This window comes from Alicycliphilus denitrificans (genome assembly GCF_044792555.1).
In the GTDB taxonomy this organism is placed as follows: domain Bacteria; phylum Pseudomonadota; class Gammaproteobacteria; order Burkholderiales; family Burkholderiaceae_C; genus Alicycliphilus; species Alicycliphilus denitrificans_A.
Genome location: NZ_CP126238.1, coordinates 808,844 through 829,525, shown reverse-complemented (window position 1 = coordinate 829,525; position 20,682 = coordinate 808,844). Strand labels below are relative to the sequence as shown.

The following is a 20,682-nucleotide window of genomic DNA, read 5'->3' as shown; positions in this document are numbered from 1 at the left end:
CATCACCGTGGCAAGGCACGGCCTCGTTGCGCAGACAGCGACCGCGTTCATGGATGCCGTGCCAGCATTTCCAGCACATAGCGGCTCGGGATCGCGTAGGTAATGCCCGAGGGCTGGCTCAGCGCGGATTCTCGGGTGCTCTTGACCAACACCATGCTGATGACACCGAGCACCGCACCGCTACGGGCATCGAACAAGGGGCCTCCGCTGTTGCCGGGATAGGCCGTGGCGTCCAGCTGGAACACCTGCAGGGGTCCGGCGCGCATGCTGCGGATGGCGCGCTCACTCAATTGCTGCCCCGTCGGGCTGGGCAATACCATGCTGGTGATCGAAGACACGGTGGCCCTATGGGTTACCGAGGAATAACCCAACACCCCCCCCACCGGAAAACCCATGAAGGCGAAATCCCCGCCTTCACGCACCTCGTCGGACGCGGCGATGCTCAACGCCGCCACCGCAGGTCCGTCAATCTGCAGAAGCGCCAGGTCTTGCTCCTGGTTGGCTTCCAGCACCCTGGCCTGGCGCATGACCCATGCATCCCCGCCCGAGCGCACCTGTACGGCCAGCGCCGGCGCATCGGCGCCCTGGCTGCTGATGCGGTAGGTCACATGGGCGTTGGTCACCACACGCAAACCATCTCCCACCACAAAACCCGTCCCGACGAAACGAAAGCGCGGGCTGTCCGTGGCGCTGTAGGTGCCCACCAGCACCACCGCTGGCTTGACCCGCTCCACGGTATCGGGAAGTTGCGCCAACGCAATGCCACCCCATGCCCACTGAAGCAGGAATGCCGCCAACCAAGACAGCTCCCGGCGCTGGCAGCTCATGGCGCATCCTTGCAGGCCATAGACGTTGGCTGAAGGTTCACAAGGCCTTTCGAAGTTGCTCGACCTCGGCCTGCCCAGAAAAACCCGCTCCCGCGGCGGCAAGCTCGTCAAGCAAGGCCCTGGCCGCATCTTTCTGCCCCGCCCTGATATAAATTTTGACCAGGTTCAATTGGTACTCCAATACCTTTGGCTGCAGTTGCACCGCCTTTTTCTGCAGCTCCACGGCCCGCTCATGTTGATTCGCTGCAGATAGCAGCATCGCCCATGTATCCATGAACGCTGGCTGATTCGGAACCAGGGTATTGGCACGTTCGGCATCGGCCAATGCCCCTTCACGCCCCAACTGACCTTTGATCCAGGCCACATTGTTCAGGGCAATGGCGTTGCCGGGCTGGAGCACCAGTACATGCTCAAACTGGCGTAGGCCCGTTGGCAGGTCCTTGAGGGCGAGAGCCTTGCTCCCCAGGTAAAACGCAAAGGTTGCGTCTTGGGGCTGGGTTCGCTGCCATTGCGCGGCCCAGCGATCGGCATCGGGTTTCCTTCCTGCCGATAGCAGCGCCTCATGCAGCCGTATTGACAAATCTGCGCTGTTTACCTGCTTGAGCCCCGTGCGAAAAATATCCACGGCCTTGTCCCATGCTCTGTCGGCCACATGAATCTCGCCCTCCAGCACGTAGCCGGCAGCCTCCTTCGGGCGCTGTTTCTGCACCAAGCGGCTGATGGACAAGGCTTCGTCATTGCGCCTGTCTGCTATTGCCAGGCGCACCAGCCCTTGCTGGGCCTCGAGGGATCTGGGGTCCATCTCCAGCGCCTTGCGCAAATTTTCACCGGCGGCAGCACGCTCGCCCGCCACCAGGTTCGCACTGGCCATGCGCAAGTACGGCAGGGGTGATTGCGGCTGCAGCGCCTGCATGCGGTTGAAGCTCGCCAGCGCCTGGTTGTGCTCGCCATTGGCTGATTGCGCACGCCCCAGGACGTCGAGCAAGGGCACATTGTCCGCAAATGCAGCGACTGCCTTTTGCGCCACCGCCAGAGCCTCCTTGGGTTCAGCGTTGCGCAAGAAATGCTCCGTCAGCAACTGGGGCGGTATCGGACTGTTGGGCGCACCATCGGCCGCCCGGCGCAGAATGCTGGCCTGTTCCGTCTTGTCGGCACCATTGGCGGCGCGCAACTCCAGCAGCACCTGGTACGCCTGCACATTGCTCGGTTGACGCTTGATGGCGGCCTCAAGGCGTGCGCGTGCCTCTTCTGGCCGTTTTTCGCTGCTGTCGAGCACTGCCAGCACGCCCACCGCAGGAAAATAGTCGGGGTCTAGCGCCAGCACCTGCTCCATGGCCTGGCGCGCACCGGCTGTATCGCGTTTTTGCAATAAGGCACGGCCACGCAAATACACCGGCACAAGCTCTGAAGGGCGCTTCTTCTCCAGCCTGGCAATGGCTTTCAAGGCCTCGTCCACTTTGCCTTGCTGCAGCAGCGCATTGACCAAGGCCATATCAGCCACCACGCCCTCATCAGCGGCAGCAATGCTTTGCAACTCGCCCAGGGCGGCATCACCTTGCCCCGCAGCCAGGTGGGCCAGCGCCAGGCTTGTGCGCTTGACCGGATCCTTGGGATCGAGCTTGGAGGCACGCGCGAAGTAACGCTGGGCACGTTCGATATCACCATGGAGCATGTAGACCTGCCCCGCCAGCGCGAGCATGCCGGGGTCGCGGTCGTTGCGCTCCACATCTTCTGGCAGCAGCGCCATGGCCTTGTCGAGCCGGCCCATGCGCGCATAGATCGCCACCAGGCCCCGCCGTGCCATGGACAACCCGTCATTCAATTGCAAGGCCTTGCTGAGCAGCACCTCCGCCTTCACGTTGGCACCCAGTTGCAGCTCCGTGATACCTGCCAGTTCCAGCGCACGATAACTCTCGGGCGTCAGGCTCAGCAGCTTTTGCACATGCTCTTGCGCGGCCTTGAATTCCTTCTTGGCGTAAGCCAGCATCGCCTGCAAATGCAAGGTCTGCGGTCTACCGGGCGCTGTTTTCACCAACTCCTGCAAGGCCTGTTCGGCGGCATCGATCTGCCCCTGAGACAGCAATAGTTCGATGACACCGGCCTGGCCCTCTTTGTAGGATGGGTTGATCTGCAGCGCCTCCCGGTACGCGGCCAGAGCCGCATCAGCGTCCTGCTTGCCATAAAACAACAGATCACCGCGCAGTTTGAATGCCTCATGCGCCACCGTGGACTGCCGCGGAATCTTGTCCAGGTCGGCGAGAGCACGGTCGATGTCGCCGCTCAGGGCGTTGGTACGGGCCAGCTCAATGAGCGCGGGGGCATGGTCCGACTTGGCATTGAGCGCCTCCTTGAGGCTTTCGCGGGCCTTGTCCTGCTGACCCTGGCGCTGCCAGGCAATAGCCACGCCGGTCTTCAAATCGGCCCGTTCCTGGTCACGCCCCAGTTGCAGGTCTGCATAGTCAGCCGTGATCTTGCTGTACTGCCTGGTCTGCAGCAAGGCCTGGACCAGTTGCGGTACTACCTCATCGGGCGCTGCTCCCAGAGTCTGCGCCTTTCTGAGCTCGGTTTCAGCCCCCGCTGCATCGCCAGAGATTAGTAGCGCCTGCCCCAACATGAGGCGCGCCTTGGCGGAATCCGGACGGGCCTTCAAGGCATTTTTCAGCTGAATGATGGCCGCCTGCGCATCGTTGCGGCTCAAATAATCCTGCGCCGACGCCACGAGCGCGTCCGGGTTGTCGCCACTGCAGGCAGACATCAGCCACACCATTGCCAGAGAGGCAACGCGTACCCGAGCGCGGACAACAGGAACCTTCATATCAATCCTCCGCAATGATGCTTCAAGGCTTGAGGCCCAGGCGGTGCATCAGGTCATACAGCGTTGGGCGGCTGACACCCAGCAGATCGGCCGCTTTGGCAATCGTGCCATCCGCCCGCGCCAGCGCCGCCAGCACTGCACGCTGCTCGGCCGCCTCGCGCGTCACACGCAAGTCCAGTGATCGGTCGTCCTCCGCGCCATCAATGCCTGAGAGGGCGACATCGGCCGCAGTGATCTGATTTCCATCGGCCATGATGGTCGCGCGCTTGATGCAATTTTCGAGCTCCCGAATATTGCCGGGCCAGGGATATGCCTCCATCGCACGCAGCGCATCATCGGCCAGGCACAGACTACGGCCATGCTCCTGGCCGAATCGGCGCACAAATGCATGCGCGAGCAGCGCTACGTCTCCCACACGTGCACGCAAGGGCGGAATCTCCACCACAATTTCAGCCAGGCGATAGTAGAGGTCTTCGCGAAAACGTCCATCCTTGATGCATTGCGAGAGGTTCTGGTGGGTTGCGCAGACGACACGCACATCCACCGCAATACCCTCACGGCCACCCACGCGCTCAACCACGCGTTCCTGCAAGAACCGTAGCAGCTTGGCCTGCAGTGGCAAGGGCATATCCCCAATTTCATCAAGCATGAGCGTGCCGGCATGGGCTGTCTCAATTTTTCCGGGTGTGGTCTTTACCGCGCCTGTGAAAGCCCCTTTTTCGTAGCCAAAAAGCTCGCTTTCCAGCAGGTTTTCGGGAATGGCCGCACAGTTGATGGCAACGAACTTGCCTCCCTTGCGATTCGATTGCTGGTGCAGTCCACGCGCCAGAACCTCCTTGCCCGTACCGCTTTCACCCAGCAGCATGACCGAGGCATTGGTGTTGGCGACTTTTTCAATGGTGCGGCAGATGCGCAGCATCTGCGGGTCACGCGTGATCAAACCCGAGAGCCCGTCAGGCGTCTGCATCGCCTGCAGCCGCTTGTTCTCGGCCTGCAGCTCGTACATCCTGAACGCACGCTCCACACAAAGGTTGAGCACTTCGGGTTCAAACGGCTTGGCCAGAAAATCGTAAGCCCCCATGGCGACGGCCTTGAGTGCATTGGATTGGTCGTTTTGCCCGGTCAGCACAATGACCTTGGTGTCAGGGCTGGATGCCAGAATTTGCTCCAGGAGCTTGAAGCCCTCGGACACCGCATCTGCGTCAGGAGGCAAGCCCAGATCCATGGTCACCACTGCCGGAGCATGCCGGCGCAGCTGCGTCATCGCGCTTTCGCGGTCATGCGCAGTCACGGACTCGAACCGATCAAGCGTCCACTTGATCTGCTTTTGCAACGCCAGGTCATCCTCGACGATCAATAAGGGTTGCGACTTGTCCGCGCTCATGCCTTCCTTCTCCTACAGCTGCAAATCGGAGTCGCGACTGATGTCAATCAAGGGGAGCAAAAGACCCACTACGGTGCCCCTCCCCACCTGGCTGTCCACAGAAACCTTCCCCCCCAACTCCTGCACATACTGAAAACTCTCGTAAGTGCCGATACCCATGCCTGATTCTTTGGTCGTCTGAAAAGGTTTGAACAAACGCGTCTGGATAAATTCTTCGGTCATCCCCTGGCCCTCATCACCCACTTCGACACGGGCATGGCTGCCGTAACGATCCACCTTCACCCACACGCGCTCAGTGCCATCGGTCGCATCCAGAGCGTTGTGCACCAGATGGCCAATGATGCGCTCCAAACGATCGGCATGTCCACGGGTAAAAACCTGTGACGAAACGTCCACATGAACGCTGCGCCCCCTGTGCGATGCGTTGGCTGCCAGCCGCTCGGCGATCTTGCCCAAATCCACGCCCACGGCCGTGGCGCCGGATGCTGCCCCCTCGCGCAGCTGCAGCATCAATTGACGCATGCGCTCCAGCGAGTTCTCCACGGTCATCAGCATGTCGGCCTGAAACTCTGGATTGTTCTGTAGCCGCTTGGCGTTTTTGACCATGAGAGACAACTGGGCAACGATATTCTTCAGGTCATGCACCACAAAGGCCGACATGCGGCTGAATGCCTCGAACTTGCGCGATTCAAGCAACGCCTCGGTGACCTGCATTTGTGCCAGGATGCTCGCCGCCTGTCGTCCCGCCGTCTTCAAAAGATCAATCACCTCCCAATTCACATCCACCCGCGTGCGCGGACTGGCCAGCAAGACAAATCCGAGTAATTCCTTGCCCTGCCACAACGGCACCAGCAGCCAGGCCTGGGGGTATTCGGCCAGCCAGTCGGGCACGCGCATGTTCTGGTAGAGCGATGGCGAGGCATGCCATTCGTCCAAGTTGACCACCCAGCCCGTGGATCGCATGAATCTCGGCAGCTCGGCATCCCGGTCCAGGGTCTGGGTGGCCGCCGCCAGATTCCACCGCGCCATCTGTCGATACCGATCATCGTCCGGACGCAGCAGCCACAACGCACCAGCCGGGCTTTCAAGCATGTCCGCAAGGCCACGGATCACATTTTTGCCTGCATCCTGAGAATGATCCTGGCTCGACAACGTAGCGGTGAATTTCAACCATTCTTCACGGTAGTCAAAGCGATAGCGAAAAAAATGCTTTCCCAGGAACACCCGCAGTGTGGCCCGCAAGGAACCCGAAAGCGCCACCGCCATTGCCAGCACCAAGGCCACAAAAACCAGCCCCAGCTGCAAGGCCCCTCCCCAAGCGCCACCGAAATAGCGCACGTAGTAGCCAACACCGGCCATGAAGAGCAAATACAGGCCCACGAGCACCAGGGTCGCGGAATGGAATATGACCTTGCGTGACACATGGATCTTGGCGATCCAGTTGCGATGTCGTGTCGTGGCCCACAACAACAGCGGCACCATCAAGGCATGCACAAAAGGCCTCACGCTGAGTGCGTCAGGATCAATGACCTGGAACAGCACCCCTTGTGAGAAGAGGTACAGGTCAAACAGGAAGGTGCCCGCGAGCCCCAGGCACACGGGCTTGGCACTCCACAGCGAATCCTCGGGCAAATTGCGAATCAATTGTTCCAGCAGCACCAGTTCCGCGATTGCTAGCAAAACCATCAGAAAAGCGTGCCCCTTGGCGCCAGCAAGTAGGTGCACGCTGATGACCAGCGCCGGCGCGCCCAGCAAGCCCACCGCAGCCCCCCCCAACCACCTGCGGCGCCAACGGCCATCGCCCCCACCAGCGTTGGGCCTGAAAAACAAGGCGACAAAGCCCCCCCAGCACAGGTAACGCAAAATGTCGGCCGCCTGTGCGGCAAGCCACCACGCCGGGTTGACAGTCAACGCCAGCAAACTGCACCCACTCCAGACGATGGTGAATACCGAGGCTGCCAGCATCACCGCGGCAATGCGTGCGTCCTCCGTCCTCAAATGCTGCTGGCTGATCAAGCGCAGGAACATCAGGGCATACGCACCCGCGGCCCAGGCCCAGCCCCAATAGAAGACAGCGTCTTGAGTGCTATTCATTGCAACGTGGCGAATTATTTCCATCTGTCCCGCCACCCCTCCGATTGAAGGTCATACATCAAGCAACAGCCGCAGCATAGTGCGCGGCTTGCGCTTACACCAGCATCTCCACGCATCCAGGATGCCTCAGAAAGGCCCGCGGACTGGCCGTGGCGCCATAGGCGCGAGACTGGAGCACGACGCGACACTCACCGCGCCTAGCACTGCACCGCCCGGCCACTTTTCGCGTGGCGGAATTGATTGATGGCACGCCTAGAACCCGTCAGTTTTTTTTACACGACGACAACCACTGCTGCACAAGTCATTGATTTCAATAAGTGGCACGCATCATGCTTTCTTTCGAAGCAAACAACTCAAAACATTTATTTGGAGAGAGCCATCATGAAATCACTTCAAACCCTGGCCGCCTCTGCAGTCCTTGCAGTGTCTGCCAACACCCTTGCCGCACCTGTTTTACCCGGCCCCGAGACGCCACTGCAAACCATCATCGATAGCCTGTATGGCTGCACCGCCGTGGGCTCCAGCCCGGCTTGCTCGCCTGTCTCGGCAGCGCCCAAGGTCAACACCGACCAATCCGGAGCGGAACTGTTCCAGATCGAAGCCTCTGGCGGTTCTATTGCCACCATGATCATTCAGTTCGCCGGAAATGCAGGCTTCAACTCCTTTGGCATTTACGACTCCGGCAACACAGCAACCAAACTGCAACTGTTTTCCGGCGGCACCCTCCAGGGTGACACCGTCGGTGTTAAGTCAAACAGCTTGAACCGGTTCAGGCTGTTGGGCACCAATACGTGGGTACAGTTCTCTTCTGCCACCTTTGGCTACTACCTGGACGGCCCCAATGGCACGTTCTATTCACTGAGCAGCCAAAACAACGGGAACACGCAAATGGTGAGCTACCGTGGCGATGGCGACACCATCCAGCTGCCGGACAACGCATCAGGCGTTTGGGGCCCATCCAGCTATATCCTGGCTTGGGAGGACACCTCCTTGTCTAACGGATCGGACAAGGACTACAACGACATGGTCGTCTACGTGGAGTCGGTGACACAGGTACCGGAGCCCGGCTCGCTGGCACTGCTGGGCCTTGGGCTGGCCGGCTTGGTGGCTGTCGCACGCCGCAAGCAAAAGACTATCGGCTAAGCCCGGCACCTTGCTGACGCATCAAAGGTGGCTTTGGCCACCTTTTTTTGTTGGCCATGTATGGACCGGACACATGGTGGACAGGTGTGCGACCGCGTGATTGACGGATTTTGCTGCAAGACTCAATCCTCGTGCAGGTCTATCTCGCGCAGCTGGAATCAAAACCGAGTCCAAGACACCATCAAATGAAAATAATTGTATCTTTTTTTACCATACACTTCGAAACATCAAGGGATAACCCTCCTTCACCACCCAACTCCCCGACAAACTCGCACGCTCAGCAATCATCCCCAATGTCTGACATAAGCACACTTTTTTGATAGTAGAAAACGCTTATTAGGCAAGGCGTTTCAGCTCTTCCTCTCGCTAGATAGGGTGGTGATGGGGATCTTCTGCCCCATGTTTGGGGAAAGCAGCAAAACCAAGGTCCTGACCTCATCTCGAACCTCGCCTGAAAATAAAGGGATAAACATCAGAAACCCAGCATCTACATTAAATAGGATGCTACACAAAAGATGACTGCATGCGCCAGCCCTTGAGACAACGGCCTTGTTCAGCACATCTGAATTGAGGATCTTCTCCACCTGGATATGCCTCAGCTGCTCTTTCTCTGCAAAACATGATGCCCTAACACACTATTTAAAATAATATAAAAAAACATTTAACACATTTTGCTACATAAATCGCAGCTTGCGTTCTGATAATTCACCCCATTCGAGATAGCCCCCTTCCTAATCGGTAGCTAATACCTTCCGACAAGGACACCAAACGATATGGGCCACCCCGAATTCGCCTGAACCAGGGTGCTTCCTATGGCCGCGCGCCATTGCATGCCTGCAAACACAGCCTTCAAATCAAACAGCGAAAGCCTTCATGAGTCCTACACCACCCCAGAAGCGCACATTTAGAAATAATTACAGCAAAAGTCTTACAGCTCTGCTTGTTTTGGCTACCCTCTCCGCTTGCGGCGGCGGCAGCAACAGCGATGGGTCGATGACCGACATTGAGCTTGACCGCTGGCGCCCGTCGAGGCCATCAAACCCGACTCCGACTCCGACTCCGACTCCGACTCCGACTCCGACTCCGACTCCTGCACCTGCACCTGCACCTGCACCTGCACCTGCACCTGCACCTGCACCTGCACCAGCACCAGCACCAGCACCAGCACCAGCACCAGCACCAGCACCAGCACCAGCACCAGCACCAGCACCAGCACCAGCACCAGCACCAGCACCAGCACCTGCACCTGCACCTGCACCTGCACCTGCACCTGCACCTGCACCCGCACCCGCACCTGCACCCGCACCCGCACCCGCACCCGCACCCGCACCCGCACCCGCACCCGCACCTGCACCTGCACCCGCACCCGCACCTGCACCAGCTCCTGCTCCCGCACCAGCTCCTGCACCAGCTCCGATAGCCGGTCCCTTCAGCTGCGCATCCGATGCCCTCACCTGCGTCGAGATCACCGCATCCGCCTCGCAGGCTCAGGCCAGCCTGCCCGTCACGTTCGGCCAGCCCTTCAAGGCCGGCGATTGGCTTCCCGCAACCCAGGGTCTCGTGGCCAAGGTAGGCAGCACGACCATCCCTCTGCAAACCGACGAGATCTCTTCGCACCGCGATGGCTCCGCCCGCTTTGCCGTACTCAGCGCTCAGCTAGCCAACGTACAGCCCGGCGAGACGCGCATCATCAACCTCTACCGCGGCTCCAAAACCAGCAACACGCCCAACGTGCCAGCCAACCCGGACTGGAACCTGGAACTGGAGGCCAAGGTGTATGACGGCAGCGGCAACGTGACCGGCACCTTCGTGGCCCAGCCCCAGGCTCAGCTGCAGAACCAGATCGCCAATGGCACCGGCCGCCGCCTGAGTGGCCCCGTAGCCTCCGAGTACACCGTGGTCGCACAGTTCAAAAACAAGGCCACCGGCGCCGTACACCCGCACCTGACGGCTCGCCTGCATACCGGCCTGTACGATAGCGGCAACCGCATCCGCACCGATGTGGTGCTGGAAAACACGCGCACATTCACTTCCGGCCCAGGCAACATCACCTATGACCTGAGCATCAAGCGCAATGGCACGGTGCTGCACACCCAACCCAAGTTCACCCACAACCACCACGCCCGCTGGCACAAGGTGTTGTGGACCGGCGGCGCACAACCCACCAACCGCCTGCGCCACCACATGCCCTATTTCATGGCCAGCCGCATCACCTGGAACTATGACCTGAGCCTGAAGGTGCCCGAGACCGTGCTAGCGGCCGATGCCGCCTCGCTGGCCAAGGCCGATACCAAGCCGATGGGCCCCGCATACATCGCGCCGTACTTCCCTAGCACGGGGGGGCGCGCCGACATCGGCCCGCTGCCACGCTGGGCCGCCCTGTATCTGGTGACCCAGGACGATCGCACCCGCGCCAGCCTCTTGGCCAATGCCGACGCTGCAGGCGGCATTCCGGTGCATTACCGCGATGAGAGCACCGATCAGCCTCTGAGCATCGAGAAGTATCCCAGCGTCTCTGTCGGCTACGGCAGCTCGACTCCTACCATTCCAGCCGCCACCGGCTCCACCATTTGGGATCCCGATCAGTCCCACCAGCCGTCCCTGGCCTATATCCCGTATCTGATCACGGGCGATGCCTTCTACCAGGACGAGATCATGTTCTGGGGCAGCTGGAACATGGCCTACGGCAATCCCGAATACCGCAATCGCGGTGACGGCTTGGTCAAGTGGGAGCAGATCCGTGGCCAGGCCTGGATACTGCGCTCCATCAGCGAGGCGGCCCACGCCTTGCCCGACAACCACGCCATGAAGGGCCTGTTCCGCAATGTGCTGGCCAAGAACATCGACTGGTTCGCCGCAAACTATGTCAACAACTCCAGCAATTCGCCCCTGGGCGCCATCGAGAAACCCGATGAATTCGGTAAGACCGGGCCTTGGCAGAACGACTTCGTCGGCATTGTCTTCAGCCGCCTGGCCGAAGCCGGCGAGCCCAAGGCCAAGGAGGTGCTGGACTGGTTCAGCAAGTTCAACGTGGGCCGCTTGACCAACGAGGCCAACGGCTTCTGCGCCGCGCAGGCCCCCGGCTACTACTGGATGATCCGCGATAGCAGTGGCAAATTCATCACCAGCTGGAGCGCATTGTTCAGCCAGAACTATTCCGGCATGAGCAGCACATCGTGCTCGAGCCTGGCCGATGGCGGATACCCCGACGATGCCGCGGGTTACGCAGCCTACATCCGCGCCATGCTGGGCGCCGCCGCCAACGCCGGCGTGGCCAATGCAGCGTCCGCCTATGCCAAGTGGAAGACCATGACACCCAAGATGGATGCTGCGTTCACTACCGATCCCACCTGGGCCATCACCCCACGATGAGCCAACCCTGAGCCCATCCTTCCAGCCAAAGGCTCCTTCGGGATAATGCCAGTCAGTTAAGATAGCAGATCGCCACAGGCGGGTAAAAAGGGAGCATGTTCGTCATGCTCCCTTTTTCGTTTGACTTCCGTACTGCAAAACTCCTTGGATGAGAGCTGGGCAGGGTTGCCCGCTCACGCGATGACTGAGTTGGGCGCGCTGATTGATCCACTGTGGATCGAGCAAGCACTGCATGCCAGCGGCAAGGCATCCATACGTCGGCGCAAGCTGCCTGCAGATCACGCCATCTGGCTGGTCATTGGACTGGCCTTGTTTCGCCACATGCCCATGTGGCAGGTGGTGCAGGAGATGGCCTTGACCCTTGAGGGGCAAGAGTTACCAGCTCCCAGCAGCAGCGTGCAGGTTCGCCAGCGGCTGGGCTCGCAACCCTTGGAGCACTTGTTTGCGCTGCTCACGCAGGCCTGGGGCAGATCGCATCCCGTGCACGAAGAGCGCTTGCGCGTGCTGGCCGTCGATGGCGTTGTCTGGTCTGCGCCCAACAGCGCAGACAACCGCCAAGTGCTGGGAAGTGGTCAGACGCAGTACGGTCCCCAGCCCTGGCCCATGGTGCGGGCTGTGTGCCTGCTGGACACCGATAGCCACGAACTACTCGATGCACAACTGGGTGACTACACCCAAGGGGAGCTGACGCTTGCTGCTGGGCTGCGTGGCCTGGATCACTCCATCACTTTGTTTGACCGGGCGTACTTCTCTGCGGCATTCCTGCTCGACTGGCAGGGCGCAGGCGAGCAACGCCACTGGCTCATGCGGGCCAGAGACAACTTGCGCCATGAAGTCGTGCAATGTCTGGGCGCGGGCGACTGGTTGATCCGCATGCCCATCTCGCAGCGTGCCAGGAAACTTTGCCCCGAACTGCCAAGCCACTGGCAAGCGCGCCTGATCCAGACCGAGGTGCAAGGCAAGAGCAGGCGCTTCATCACCTCGATGCTCGACTCCGAACGCTTTGGCGCATCGCAACTGGCACAGATGTATTGCCAGCGCTGGGAGATTGAACTTGGCTTTCGTGAGATCAAGCAGTCGCTGCAACAGGGCGCAGGCGTGCTGCGCAGCAAGCAGCCGGAGTTGGTCAAACAGGAGGTCTGGGGCGTATTGATTGCGCATACCTTGCTCAGGCGCTGGATGCGCTTGATGGCCCAGCATGTGAAGGTTGAGCCGGTACGCATCAGCTTCCACACAGCCAAGCATGCCATCATTGGCGCACTCAACACCGTGCATCTGGCTCGCGCGGGAGCATTGCCGAGACACCTGCAACTGCTGCTTGAACAGGCCCGCTACTTCGTACTTCCTGCACGCCGTAGCGGGCGAAGCTTCCCGCGTGAGGTCAAGCGATCTCGCAGCAAGTTCCCCACAAAGAAAATGCCAGCAAGCTCTTAACTGACTGGCATTATCCTTCGGGAGCCTTTTTTTGTGGCGGGGTGGAAAACATCCGCCTGAGCTGTTTGGTGCGTGGCCAGCCTTGAGACTGCGGCCACGCTCACCCCGGCCGACACGCCAATTTGTATTAAGGCGTTGCAAAAAACGCAGTGGTGCGTATTTTCTGCAGTCTATGACGGCATGCCCACCTGTCTGCGCATCCAGGATGTAGGCATGCTCCCATACCCCACCCGATCCGGCGACAGTTCCTTGCAGCAACCAACCTGACTGGGCTATGTGCTATAGGATTTTGCGTGCAGCCATGCGATCCCGGATATTGCAAACGGCATCCAACGCGAAGATGAGACGCTAACAAGCAGTTGCGCCTGGGTTTTCCCTCCCCCGGACAATTGCACAAATCTTGGGGCGCAACGGCCTTGCCTCTTTAATGGCCGCCAATGTCATGTGCCCGGCGCTTTGCACAGCTTGGCGCCCCTCAACATCACTCAAGCCGCCCTGATGCCAGGATGTTGCCCTCCGATGGCGTATGGCTTTTACCTGCACATACCCTGCCCCATCAACGCATAAATAGGATTTTTATGAGCATTGCCGAACTTCAAAAGTACATCCATAGGAACAGTTGTCGCAGTGGTTTTACGAACTTGCTTTTCGCAGCTGCCTTATCGGCTTGCGGAGGCGGCGGCAGCAGCGCAACTGCCGGCTCCGACTCCAACTCCGCAGAATTGCCGGTAGCCCCCATCCCCGTACTCCCCTCCACACCAGCGGCCGGTCCCTTCAGCTGCGCATCCGATGCCCTCACCTGCGTCGAGATCACCGCATCCGCCTCGCAGGCTCAGGCCAGCCTGCCCGTCACGTTCGGCCAGCCCTTCAAGGCCGGCGATTGGCTTCCCGCAACCCAGGGCCTCGTGGCCAAGGTAGGCAGCACGACCATCCCTCTGCAAACCGACGAGATCTCTTCGCACCGCGATGGCTCCGCCCGCTTTGCCGTACTCAGCGCTCAGCTAGCCAACGTACAGCCCGGCGAGACGCGCATCATCAACCTCTACCGCGGCTCCAAAACCAGCAACACGCCCAACGTGCCAGCCAACCCGGACTGGAACCTGGAACTGGAGGCCAAGGTGTATGACGGCAGCGGCAACGTGACCGGCACCTTCGTGGCTCAGCCCCAGGCTCAGCTGCAGAACCAGATCGCCAATGGCACCGGCCGCCGCCTGAGTGGCCCCGTAGCCTCCGAGTACACCGTGGTCGCACAGTTCAAAAACAAGGCCACCGGCGCCGTACACCCGCACCTGACGGCTCGCCTGCATACCGGCCTGTACGATAGCGGCAACCGCATCCGCACCGATGTGGTGCTGGAAAACACGCGCACATTCACTTCCGGCCCAGGCAACATCACCTATGACCTGAGCATCAAGCGCAATGGCACGGTGCTGCACACCCAACCCAAGTTCACCCACAACCACCACGCCCGCTGGCACAAGGTGTTGTGGACCGGCGGCGCACAACCCACCAACCGCCTGCGCCACCACATGCCCTATTTCATGGCCAGCCGCATCACCTGGAACTATGACCTGAGCCTGAAGGTGCCCGAGACCGTGCTAGCGGCCGATGCCGCCTCGCTGGCCAAGGCCGATACCAAGCCGATGGGCCCCGCATACATCGCGCCGTACTTCCCTAGCACGGGGGGGCGCGCCGACATCGGCCCGCTGCCACGCTGGGCCGCCCTGTATCTGGTGACCCAGGACGATCGCACCCGCGCCAGCCTCTTGGCCAATGCCGACGCTGCAGGCGGCATTCCGGTGCATTACCGCGATGAGAGCACCGATCAGCCTCTGAGCATCGAGAAGTATCCCAGCGTCTCTGTCGGCTACGGCAGCTCGACTCCTACCATTCCAGCCGCCACCGGCTCCACCATTTGGGATCCCGATCAGTCCCACCAGCCGTCCCTGGCCTATATCCCGTATCTGATCACGGGCGATGCCTTCTACCAGGACGAGATCATGTTCTGGGGCAGCTGGAACATGGCCTACGGCAATCCCGAATACCGCAATCGCGGTGACGGCTTGGTCAAGTGGGAGCAGATCCGTGGCCAGGCCTGGATACTGCGTTCCATCAGCGAGGCGGCCCACGCCTTGCCCGACAACCACGCCATGAAGGGCCTGTTCCGCAATGTGCTGGCCAAGAACATCGACTGGTTCGCCGCAAACTATGTCAACAACTCCAGCAATTCGCCCCTGGGCGCCATCGAGAAACCCGATGAATTCGGTAAGACCGGGCCTTGGCAGAACGACTTCGTCGGCATTGTCTTCAGCCGCCTGGCCGAAGCCGGCGAGCCCAAGGCCAAGGAGGTGCTGGACTGGTTCAGCAAGTTCAACGTGGGCCGCTTGACCAACGAGGCCAACGGCTTCTGCGCCGCGCAGGCCCCCGGCTACTACTGGATGATCCGCGATAGCAGTGGCAAATTCATCACCAGCTGGAGCGCATTGTTCAGCGTGAATTACCCTGACATAAACAGCGCCGCCTGCTCCAGCATGGGCGTCGAGGGCTATCCCGACGATGCTGCAGGTTACGCAGCCTACATCCGCGCCATGCTGGGCGCCGCCGCCAACGCCGGCGTGGCCAATGCAGCGTCCGCCTATGCCAAGTGGAAGACCATGACACCCAAGATGGATGCTGCGTTCACTACCGATCCCACCTGGGCCATCATCCCGCGATGAGCCAGCCCTGAACTCACCCTTCCAGCCAAAGGCTCCTTCGGGATAATGCCAGTCAGTTAAGAGCTTGCTGGCATTTTCTTTGTGGGGAACTTGCTGCGAGATCGCTTGACCTCACGCGGGAAGCTTCGCCCGCTACGGCGTGCAGGAAGTACGAAGTAGCGTGCCTGTTCAAGCAGCAGTTGCAGGTGTCTCGGCAATGCTCCCGCGCGAGCCAGATGCACGGTGTTGAGTGCGCCAATGATGGCATGCTTGGCTGTGTGGAAGCTGATGCGTACCGGCTCAACCTTCACATGCTGGGCCATCAAGCGCATCCAGCGCCTGAGCAAGGTATGCGCAATCAATACGCCCCAGACCTCCTGTTTGACCAACTCCGGCTGCTTGCTGCGCAGCACGCCTGCGCCCTGTTGCAGCGACTGCTTGATCTCACGAAAGCCAAGTTCAATCTCCCAGCGCTGGCAATACATCTGTGCCAGTTGCGATGCGCCAAAGCGTTCGGAGTCGAGCATCGAGGTGATGAAGCGCCTGCTCTTGCCTTGCACCTCGGTCTGGATCAGGCGCGCTTGCCAGTGGCTTGGCAGTTCGGGGCAAAGTTTCCTGGCACGCTGCGAGATGGGCATGCGGATCAACCAGTCACCCGCGCCCAGACATTGCACGACTTCATGGCGCAAGTTGTCTCTGGCCCGCATGAGCCAGTGGCGTTGCTCGCCTGCGCCCTGCCAGTCGAGCAGGAATGCCGCAGAGAAGTACGCCCGGTCAAACAAAGTGATGGAGTGATCCAGGCCACGCAGCCCAGCAGCAAGCGTCAGCTCCCCTTGGGTGTAGTCACCCAGTTGTGCATCGAGTAGTTCGTGGCTATCGGTGTCCAGCAGGCACACAGCCCGCACCATGGGCCAGGGCTGGGGACCGTACTGCGTCTGACCACTTCCCAGCACTTGGCGGTTGTCTGCGCTGTTGGGCGCAGACCAGACAACGCCATCGACGGCCAGCACGCGCAAGCGCAAGCGCTCTTCGTGCACGGGATGCGATCTGCCCCAGGCCTGCGTGAGCAGCGCAAACAAGTGCTCCAAGGGTTGCGAGCCCAGCCGCTGGCGAACCTGCACGCTGCTGCTGGGAGCTGGTAACTCTTGCCCCTCAAGGGTCAAGGCCATCTCCTGCACCACCTGCCACATGGGCATGTGGCGAAACAAGGCCAGTCCAATGACCAGCCAGATGGCGTGATCTGCAGGCAGCTTGCGCCGACGTATGGATGCCTTGCCGCTGGCATGCAGTGCTTGCTCGATCCACAGTGGATCAATCAGCGCGCCCAACTCAGTCATCGCGTGAGCGGGCAACCCTGCCCAGCTCTCATCCAAGGAGTTTTGCAGTACGGAAGTCAAACGAAAAAGGGAGCATGACGAACATGCTCCCTTTTTACCCGCCTGTGGCGATCTGCTGTCTTAACTGACTGGCATTATCCTTCGGGAGCCTTTTCTGCGGAGCAGACCTCAGGCTCCTTGCAGCATCAACGCATCCAGCAGGTATTTTGTGGCCCAGTTGGGATAGCCTGCGCGCATATAGCCTCCAAACAAGGGGTAAGAGCCGGCAAGCGCACCCTCCATTGCCGGATTGTCCGATTGCATCTGCTGGTGCGCCTTGAGATAGTTCACCAACTGATCTGCATGCTCACGGTACACCAGTTTGCCAGTGTGATCGGCGAACCGGTAGCAGACGATAGCGATTTGCGCCGCGCCTGTAAGACACGAAGAAAAGCAGGCTGGCTCCCAATCAGCAAAAAACCGTCCCGGCAGATAGCCAACGACAGACCTCCTGGGCAGGAGTTGCACGAGCGTACGTTCCACTGCCGAGATGAAATCGGACCTGCCCGCGAGCATGCCTACCTCCAGAATCCCTTGCAACGTATATCCGATCGTGTGCGTCAGCGGTGCATCGGACCGGTTCAGGCAGTTGTGCGCAAACCAGCCATTAGGCTGCTGTTGTCGCACGGCCGCCTCTATGATGCGCACTGCGGCGTAGTGATAGCGCTCTTCATTGGTGATATCCCCAAACCTATAGATCGCCCATGCGCACAAGCAGGTATAGGTCTTGACTTCCCCTGTGCTGACAAAAGAGCCATTGGTCCTGAAAAAACCCTGATCGTCCAGATCCTGGACCAGAAAATCCGCCGCACTGCGAGCCGCCTCCAGGATTCTTGAATCCCCGGAATGCACGTAGGCGGAACACCAGCCGTCGAGCACCATGCCCGTATTGAAAGCTGCAGCCGTCTGACGCTCCGGCGGGCACAGGGCACCACCCTGCACGGCCCCCGAGGCCATCTGAACCGACACTTCCCAATAGGCCATGCGCATTGCCGCTTCGGCAACCCCAGCATCGCCAAATCGGCTCGCATAAGCCAGCAGGGACGTGATGATGTAGCCCGTCGTCTCGGGATAGGACGCACGCCATCCCGCAGCCCCGTCGTCACAGGGGAAGTACCCGAGTGCAACCCCACCGTCGCCCGCCGCCGCTTGGGCTCGCAGTATCCAGTCCACAGCGGACCGCATGCGGATCTGCACCTCACCCTCAATCGGTCTGGTGCCCAAGATCAGATATGCACTCATTTCTTTGACGACCTGCCTGCGGAACGCCTGGTTGCATGGCCTGAACAATGCGCCAATTTCCCGCACCAATGTCGCCGCGCGCCAATACGCGGCACGCGAACTCTGGCTGTGCAATGTGGCACGAAGAATGCGTGCAATGGTGAACGTCTTCAAGTTGACCTCCCTCCACTATCAGTTGGCATCCTTGGCAGGCAGCACCTGTCGGGATGAGCATGCTACTTGCTCCAACCATCGCAAAGCTGCCTCGAGCCGGTGGTGGCACATCAATTCGCGCTCAGGGCTCATTGGAAAGCAATTTCACCCTGAGCACCCTGCCACGTCATGCTCCTGGCAAGGAGCTGCCCCACAAGCAATTTAGCGTAACACTACCGTTGCAAATAGTTGCTGAACAGTTGATCATAAAGACGCTTAGAACCCATTGGCTAGTACAGCCACCAGGGAGTAGAGGAACAGAATGAAATCAATGGATTCGTCCGCAGGACAAGGCGCATACCGCAGCAATAGCCGTAGCTATTACGAGGATGAGCAACGCAGTCATGCGGGCGAAGGCGTGATTTCATGTTTCGACACTTCCGGGTTGCTGTACTAGAGATTCGGCCGTACAAAGGAGGAAAAATGGCATCCAGGCAAGGTCTGTGCAAGCCGTTCGACCGGATTCTGCCCCTTAAGCGGCGGAAGGAGTGTCCGATGATTTTTGAGATCATCACCCTACGCACCTGACGCGGCCCAGAGCCTTTCCAGCCCCATACCAAACCACTGCGCCATGCCTCACAGCACTCAGACCAAGATTGCCAAAGGGGCTATCTGGATGATTTTGTTCAGGCTGATTGAGCGAGGCCTCGGTTTGATCAGCACATTGATCTTGGCCCGCCTCCTCATGCCCGAGGACTTCGGCGTGGTGGCCATGGCAATGTCCTTCATTGCCATGGCGGAGCTTCTGAGCGCCTTCAATTTCGATACCGCCATCATTCAGAACCAGTCGGCCACCCACGATCACTACAACAGTGCATGGACCTGCAGCCTATTGTTGGGGCTATGTATCACGCTGCTCATGATTGCACTGGCGGTACCCATTGCCACGTTCTACAGAAGACCGGAACTGACATGGGTCGTCGTCGCACTGGCATTTGGTCCACTTTTCACGGGCGCACAGAATATTGGCGTCGTGGCTTTTCTGAAGGAGTTGAACTTCCGACGCGAGTTCAAGTTCCAGGTCTTTCGCAAGCTCATCAGTTTCTCCGTCGTCGTCCCATTGGCCTTTCTGCTGCGCAGCTACTGGGCCTTGGTCGTTGGCATCCTGGTCTCCAAGCTCGGCGGCACCCTTATCAGCTACCTCATGCATCCGTACCGCCCCCGCCTCGATTTTTCCAAGGCACGCGAACTACTGTTTTTTTCTCGCTGGCTGCTGATCAACAACGTTGCCGGATTTTTGAAGGAGCGGGGAGCCGATTTTTTCGTCGGGCGCATGACCGGTGCCACCTCGCTGGGCACGTACAACATCGCCTATGAGCTCGCCAATCTTCCCACCACGGAAATCGGAGCCCCGATCAATCGCGCACTGCTACCAGGTTTTGCCCGCATGAGCAGCCAAGTCGCTGTTTCCGACGCCTACTCCAATGCGGTCGGCATTCTCGCGCTCGTGACACTGCCTATCGCCGCCAGCATTCACGCCCTCGCCCCTTATCTGGTGCCGCTCATGTTGGGCAACAAATGGCTGGGTGCCGTGCCGCTGATGCAGCTGCTGGCTTTCAACGGAGTCTTGGTGCTGCTCCATTCGTCAATTTGCGCCGTGCTGATCGGCCGGGGATTTCCCGCACGGGCGATGTATGCCAACCTCGTATATACGGTGATGCTGCTGTTGCTATTGGCAGGAATTTTTCTGCATGACCGAAGCGTTGGCGTGATTGGTGCCGCTTACGCGGCGCTGCTGACCTCGCTACTGTCCACACCAATTTATCTGCATCAACTCCATCGCTGTCTTGGGCTGCACCCCCTTCTTTTTGTCAAGATTGCAGCACGTCCCGTGGTCGCATCAGCCTGTTTGATCCTGATGGTGCAATGGATCACTCCCTCATATTATGTCGGCATGAGCTTCGCATCGATTCTCATCTGGTTCGTGGCGGGCAGCATCGTGGCGCTTTGTACTTATCTCGTTGCGATATTGCTGATGTGGCATGTTGCAGGGCGCCCTGCGGGCGCCGAGCAAATACTGCGACAACGCATGATCAAAGAATGGTCACAGCGTTTTAAGCTTCGCACCAGCTCCAATCAGGTCTGAGTTCCGAACGAAGGGGAGGCA

Annotated in this window: 12 protein-coding genes; 5 read left to right on the top strand and 7 right to left on the bottom strand. The window is 59.8% G+C overall.

Features of this window, described 5'->3' with window-relative positions; all coding sequences use genetic code 11:
- Positions 1 to 47: 47 nt before the first annotated feature.
- The 4 genes from P7644_RS03845 to prsK all read right to left on the bottom strand — a co-directional run bounded on the left by P7644_RS03845 (position 48) and on the right by prsK (position 7,144).
- Positions 48 to 827 (bottom strand): S1C family serine protease, encoded by a 780-nt coding sequence (locus P7644_RS03845; protein ID WP_404301685.1) that lies wholly within the window; start codon positions 825 to 827, stop codon positions 48 to 50.
- A gap of 37 nt (positions 828 to 864) precedes the next feature.
- Positions 865 to 3,582 carry an XrtA/PEP-CTERM system TPR-repeat protein PrsT gene (gene prsT / locus P7644_RS03840; RefSeq protein ID WP_404301684.1) on the bottom strand — a complete coding sequence of 906 codons (2,718 nt, stop codon included), beginning with the start codon at positions 3,580 to 3,582 and terminating at the stop codon, positions 865 to 867.
- An 82-nt stretch (positions 3,583 to 3,664) separates the two neighbouring features.
- A complete protein-coding gene (prsR, locus tag P7644_RS03835) occupies positions 3,665 to 5,026 on the bottom strand; it encodes a PEP-CTERM-box response regulator transcription factor (protein WP_404301683.1) in 1,362 nt (453 codons plus the stop codon).
- A 12-nt stretch (positions 5,027 to 5,038) separates the two neighbouring features.
- A complete protein-coding gene (gene prsK, locus P7644_RS03830; RefSeq protein WP_404301682.1) occupies positions 5,039 to 7,144 on the bottom strand; it encodes an XrtA/PEP-CTERM system histidine kinase PrsK in 2,106 nt (701 codons plus the stop codon).
- A 357-nt stretch (positions 7,145 to 7,501) separates the two neighbouring features.
- Here prsK and P7644_RS03825 point away from each other — a divergent pair, with 357 nt between their 5' ends.
- Positions 7,502 to 8,263 (top strand): DUF4114 domain-containing protein, encoded by a 762-nt coding sequence (locus P7644_RS03825; protein ID WP_404301681.1) that lies wholly within the window; start codon positions 7,502 to 7,504, stop codon positions 8,261 to 8,263.
- Positions 8,264 to 9,212: 949 nt separating this feature from the next.
- On the opposite strand, the gene P7644_RS03820 is transcribed toward P7644_RS03825, so the two are convergent.
- The gene (locus P7644_RS03820) at positions 9,213 to 9,671 is read right to left on the bottom strand and encodes a hypothetical protein (protein WP_404301680.1); all 459 of its coding nucleotides are present in this window, start codon (positions 9,669 to 9,671) and stop codon (positions 9,213 to 9,215) included.
- A 152-nt stretch (positions 9,672 to 9,823) separates the two neighbouring features.
- Between P7644_RS03820 and P7644_RS03815 the strand changes: the two genes are divergently transcribed.
- From P7644_RS03815 to P7644_RS03805, 3 genes are all read left to right on the top strand, one after another.
- Positions 9,824 to 11,635: a hypothetical protein gene (locus P7644_RS03815; RefSeq protein ID WP_404301679.1), complete on the top strand. Its 1,812-nt coding sequence runs from the start codon at positions 9,824 to 9,826 to the stop codon at positions 11,633 to 11,635.
- 180 nt (positions 11,636 to 11,815) lie between these two features.
- On the top strand, positions 11,816 to 13,069 hold the full coding sequence (locus P7644_RS03810) for an IS4 family transposase (RefSeq protein ID WP_404299644.1): 1,254 nt from the start codon (positions 11,816 to 11,818) through the stop codon (positions 13,067 to 13,069).
- 722 nt (positions 13,070 to 13,791) lie between these two features.
- Positions 13,792 to 15,786, top strand: coding sequence for a hypothetical protein (locus P7644_RS03805; protein ID WP_404301678.1), 1,995 nt, complete (start codon positions 13,792 to 13,794; stop codon positions 15,784 to 15,786).
- 56 nt (positions 15,787 to 15,842) lie between these two features.
- On the opposite strand, the gene P7644_RS03800 is transcribed toward P7644_RS03805, so the two are convergent.
- Both P7644_RS03800 and P7644_RS03795 read right to left on the bottom strand, forming a co-directional pair.
- The gene (locus P7644_RS03800; RefSeq protein WP_404301677.1) at positions 15,843 to 17,102 is read right to left on the bottom strand and encodes an IS4 family transposase; all 1,260 of its coding nucleotides are present in this window, start codon (positions 17,100 to 17,102) and stop codon (positions 15,843 to 15,845) included.
- 168 nt (positions 17,103 to 17,270) lie between these two features.
- Positions 17,271 to 18,536: a hypothetical protein gene (locus tag P7644_RS03795; protein WP_404301676.1), complete on the bottom strand. Its 1,266-nt coding sequence runs from the start codon at positions 18,534 to 18,536 to the stop codon at positions 17,271 to 17,273.
- Positions 18,537 to 19,146: 610 nt separating this feature from the next.
- Between P7644_RS03795 and P7644_RS03790 the strand changes: the two genes are divergently transcribed.
- Complete coding sequence (locus tag P7644_RS03790; RefSeq protein WP_404301675.1) at positions 19,147 to 20,661, top strand: lipopolysaccharide biosynthesis protein; 1,515 nt, start codon at positions 19,147 to 19,149, stop codon at positions 20,659 to 20,661.
- Positions 20,662 to 20,682: the final 21 nt, after the last annotated feature.